The organism is Martelella sp., from assembly GCF_984369615.1.
The window spans coordinates 1-3,844 of sequence record NZ_CFHTCS010000394.1 but is presented as its reverse complement, the minus strand read 5'-3'; the positions used below and the strand labels follow the sequence as shown (position 1 = coordinate 3,844).

3 protein-coding genes are annotated in these 3,844 nt (G+C 63.8%); all 3 read right to left on the bottom strand.

Going from position 1 to position 3,844, the window contains the following annotated elements:
* Nucleotides 1-304 precede the first annotated feature (304 nt).
* Entirely contained in the window at nucleotides 305-1,846 is a 1,542-nt protein-coding gene (locus tag AC5DC2_RS20955; RefSeq protein ID WP_491699890.1) for an ABC transporter substrate-binding protein, read from the bottom strand.
* 38 nt (nucleotides 1,847-1,884) lie between these two features.
* Nucleotides 1,885-2,745, bottom strand: a complete 861-nt coding sequence (locus AC5DC2_RS20950) for a serine hydrolase (RefSeq protein WP_491699889.1) — start codon at nucleotides 2,743-2,745, stop codon at nucleotides 1,885-1,887.
* A gap of 1 nt (nucleotide 2,746) precedes the next feature.
* Nucleotides 2,747-3,844 (bottom strand): ATP-binding cassette domain-containing protein (locus AC5DC2_RS20945; RefSeq protein WP_491699888.1); only part of this gene is annotated, 1,098 nt, incomplete at its 5' end.

Sequence of the window (3,844 nt, the reverse complement as noted above, 5' to 3'; positions counted from 1 at the left end):
CGCGTGACGGAAAACCCGTATTTCTCCAGAAGCGCCGCCTGGAGCTTCGCCGATTCGAATTCCTCGAATTTCAGTTCGGCCAGGTCCCATATCCGGTCGGAGAGTTCGATGAATTCGGGCTTCAATGCCTCGATTTCACTTGCGAGTTGTTCAATCGCCTGCTGGGTCATGGAAAAGTCCTGTTTGCTGCCGGGGCAGCAGGTCTGGGGTCATGAAAGGTCGCGCGGCCCATGTCGATGGGCCGCGGGATAAGGGTTCTTGAGGAGAAACGCCGCGCCGCCGGGACGGCGCGGCGATAAGCCGGTCAGTCGACCGAAACTTCCCATACGCGGGGATTGCCCTGCCAAACGGGGGAGCCCTCGAGGCTCGCGGTCGCGGCCCAGATGTCGACCATGTCGTACATGAACAGGCCCGGCATATCCTCGAGCATCAGCGTGTGGAAATCGTCGAAGATCTGCTGGCGCTTTTCCTGATCGGTTTCGCGATAGGCGGCGTCGAGCAGTTCAACCGCTTTCGGGTTCTCCCACATCAGCGATGTGTTCTCGTCCTTGTCGCCGACATAGAAGCTCATCATCAGCGCCGGATCGAGGCGCGGGGAGACCGACTGCGAGATCACCTGGTAATTGCCCGAGCGGCGGCGTTCCACCTGGGTGGCGTAGTCGAGCACCTCGATCTGAACGTTGAGGCCGGCCTGCTGCATCATCGCCTGGGCGATGATCGCCGCCGGATAGCTCGGCACATTCCCGCGGCGGTTGGCGATGATGGAGATCGGCTCGCCATTGTAGCCGGCGTCCTTCAGTTCCTTCTTCGCCGCCTCGATGTCATAAGGCAGGCATTCTTGCTGGGTCTCGCTGTAATAGATCGAGTTGGTGGCAATCATCGAGCAGTTGGGCGTGCCGGTTCCGTTGGAGGCGGCGGCGACCAGCTGCGGCAGATCGAGCGCCATGGCCATGGCGCGGCGGACGCCCGGATTGGCGAGCACCGGATCGCGGGTCTGCATATAGAACAGGTTCTTGCCGTTGTTGACGGCGACGATCAGCTTGCTGTCATCGCGGTCCTCGAATTCCGGCATCAGATCCGGAGAGACTTCGGCGAGATCGAGCACGCCGGACTGGATGCCGGCCTTCACCGTCGAGGCGTCGGGAACGACCATGAACTTGACGCCGTCGGCGAGCGGGTTCTTGGCGCCGACCGTGCCGTCCGGCGCGCCGTCGTTTTCCGGCGAGACATAGGCGTCGTTCTTGGCGAGATAGACATATTCGCCCTTCTTCCATTCGTCCCACTTGAACGGGCCCGTGCCGATCGGTGCTGCGAAGCTGCCGTCCTCGCCCACGGATTTCGGCGAGATGATGCCGGTGAAGCCGCATTCCGGGCGGGCCATGAGGCCGAGGAAGACCGCCGAGGGCTCGGCAATCGTCATCGTCACGGTGGCGTCATCGACCTTCTCGATGCCGGTCAGCTTGACCACGCGGCTGCCGTCGAAATCCGGCAGGCAGCGCCATTTGCCGTCGGCATCCATGTAGCGGTTCATGGACCAGACCACATCATCTACGGTCATCTTGTCGCCATTGTGGAAGGTGACGTCATCGCGCAGCGTAAATGTGTAGGTCAGCCCGTCATCGGACATCGCGACGGATTTGGCGAGAAGCGGCTCAACCGCGCCATCCTCGGTGTAGCCGACGAGGCCTTCGAGAATGTGCATCATGATTGCGTCGGTATTGCCGTCGCGGTTGACGCCCGGATCGTTGGAGCGCAGGTCGGAGGAGAGCGCGACGACGATGTCGCGCGCTGCCGCCGTCTGGGTGAGCGCCGCCAGCATCACGCCGGCAAGGAGTAGTTTCTTCATGTTTATCCCTCTTTGCTGTTGGTTCTGTTTTCAGGCCTTCAAAGTCCGGTGAAACAGGCGCGGGCGAGCCGGCCGATCGTCTCGAGTGCCACCGTGTAGCCGGGAAGCCCGTCCGGCATGGTGAGCGGTACCCCGTCCGTATAGGCGGCGAGGATGAAGAGCGGCGCGCCGTCGCGATAGACGATGCCCGCATCCATGCGCCCGCGCTTGCCCCTTCCGCCCTTGCTGGCGATCACGGTATCGAAGGGAAGGCGCGAATGGATGCCGTAGCGAAGCACCTGCGATTTCAGCATCTTCAGCGCGAAGGCGGAGAGGTCCTGCGAAATGCCGAGCTTGGCCGAAGCCTCGGCGTCCGTCTGGGCGGCAAGGATCGTGTCGAGCAGCATCACCTGGTCGGCCGCCGTCGTCACCGTCACCGCGTCGAGCGGGTGGTCGTGCGGCAGCGCGATCGGCGGGATCAGGAAGCGGTGACGGGTGCCGGTCATGCCGATCGCCGCGCAATAGGCCTGAACCTCCTCCAGCATCAGCCGTTCGAACACCATATGGGTGCAGACATTGTCGGAAAGCGTGATCATGCCGGCGATCGCATCGCGCAGTGACAGGATCATGCCGGGCGTCATGTGGCGCAACACGCCGCTTGCCACCTGCTCGGCGTGGCGCGGCTCGTAGACGATCCTCTCGTCGAAGCTCAGCCGCCCGTCCCCGATCGCCTTCAGCGCCGCCATCATGATCGAGATCTTGCGGGTCGAGGCCGACGGCGTTTCCTCGGTCGCGCCGCGCTCGATGGTTTCGCCCGTCGCAAGGTTCTTGACCTTGAAGCGCACGGTGAAGTCCTGCGCATCGCAGATCTTCGCGAGTTCGGCGGCCGTCGATTCCGTTCTTTCGGTTCGTTGAGTCATGTCACTCCTCCAGACGCCATTTGAGCTTGACGCCGCCGGTCTCGTTGAAGTCGAGCGCGGGAATGGCCGACAGCAGCCGCTGTGTATAGGCATGCTGCGGACGGTCGAAGATCTCGTCTCGCGGGCCTTCCTCGACGATATTGCCGTGCTGCATCACGATCACCCGGTCGGCGATCTGCTCGACCACGGAAAGGTCGTGGCTGATGAACAGGCAGGAAAAGCCGTGCTTTTTCTGCAGGTCGGCGAACAGGGCCAGCACCTGCGCCCTCACCGTCACATCGAGCGCGGAAACCGGCTCGTCGGCGATCAGCAGTTTCGGCTCGCGCACAACGGCGCGGGCGATCGCAACGCGCTGGCGCTGGCCGCCGGAAAGCTCGTGCGGCAGCCGTTCGCCGAATGCGCCGGGCAGGCCCACTTCGGCCAGCGTCGCGAGCGCCCGCCTGCGCCGCTCGGCGGCGCTCAGCCCCGGCATCGTGCGCAGCGCCTCCTCCACCAGCTTGACGATGGTCATGCGCGGATCGAGCGACGAATACGGGTCCTGGAACACCATCTGGCAGTTCTGCCGATAGTGCGCCCAGTCCCGTTCACGCGGCTTGCCGTTAAAGAGGATATCGCCCGACGTCTGGTGGATGAGGCCGGCAATGGTGCGGCCGAGCGTGGTCTTGCCGGAGCCCGAGCCGCCGACCAGCGCCACCACCTCGCCCTGGCGGATTATCACCGAGACGCCATGGAGGGCGCGCTTGGCCTGGCCCTTGCGGAACAGCGCGCCGGCCTTGTGATAGTCGACGATCACGTTTTCGACGGACAGCACCGGCATATCGTCCGGCGCGAACGCCCGGGTTTCGCCGCGCCCGGGCAGCGACGACAGCAGCTTGCGGGTATAGGCATGCTGCGGGTTTGTCAGGATGTCGTCGGTGGTGCCGGTCTCGACGACGACACCCTTTTCCATCACCGCGATCCGGCTGGTATAGCGTGCCACCATCGGCAAATCGTGGCTGATCAGAAGCACCGCCGTGCCTTCGGCGCGGGTCAGTTCCACCATCAGCTCCATCACGTCGCGCTGGATCACCGCGTCAAGCGCCGTCGTCGGTTCGTCGGC